This window comes from Streptomyces sp. ACA25 (assembly GCF_028200735.1).
Taxonomy (GTDB): domain Bacteria; phylum Actinomycetota; class Actinomycetes; order Streptomycetales; family Streptomycetaceae; genus Streptomyces.
Genome location: NZ_JAQKPV010000081.1, coordinates 1 through 717, shown reverse-complemented (window position 1 = coordinate 717; position 717 = coordinate 1). Strand labels below are relative to the sequence as shown.

Here is a 717-nt window from a genome sequence, read left to right as displayed (position 1 = left end):
GCACACACCGCGTCAAAGGCCTCCGCGAACACCGGGAACGCCCCGTACAACCCACGCCCCATACCCACACGCTGCGACCCCTGCCCCGCAAACAGCACGGCCAGCCGTCCCGAGTCGACGACGTCTCGCAGCACCGAGGGCCCGTCGTGTTCGAGTTCGGCGAGTCCCTTGAGCAGGGCGTCCCGGTCACCGCCGACCACGACTGCGCGGTGCTCCAGGGCAGCGCGTGCCGTCGCGAGCGAGAAGCCGACGTCCACCGGATCCAGGTCGCTCTCGGCGAGCCACCCGGCCAGTCGGGTGGCCTGCGCCTGCAGCGCCGCAGGGGTGCGAGCCGACAACACCCATGGCACTGAGGAGGGTGCCACCCCCTGCGACCGGACCGGGGCCGGCGCCGGGACGTGCTCGAGGATGACGTGGGCGTTGGTGCCGCTCACCCCGAAGGACGAGATTCCCGCCCGGCGGGGCCGGTCCGCGACAGGCCAGGAGCGGTTCTCCGTCAGCAGCTCCACCGCACCCGCCGACCAGTCCACCTGCGGCGTCGGCTCGGCGACGTGCAAGGTCTGCGGCAGCACGCCACGGCGCAAGGCCTCGACCATCTTGATCACACCAGCCACCCCGGAGGCCGCCTGCGCATGACCGATGTTCGACTTCAACGAGCCCAGCCACAGCGGCTCCTCGCGGTCGCGGCCTTGGCCGTAGGTGGCCAGCAGTGCCTGT

Annotated in this window: 1 protein-coding gene; it reads right to left on the bottom strand. The window is 71.8% G+C overall.

From position 1 onward, the window contains the following. On the bottom strand, window positions 1-717 hold a 717-nt coding region (locus PJ985_RS23255), incomplete at both ends, for a ketoacyl-synthetase C-terminal extension domain-containing protein (protein WP_271685862.1).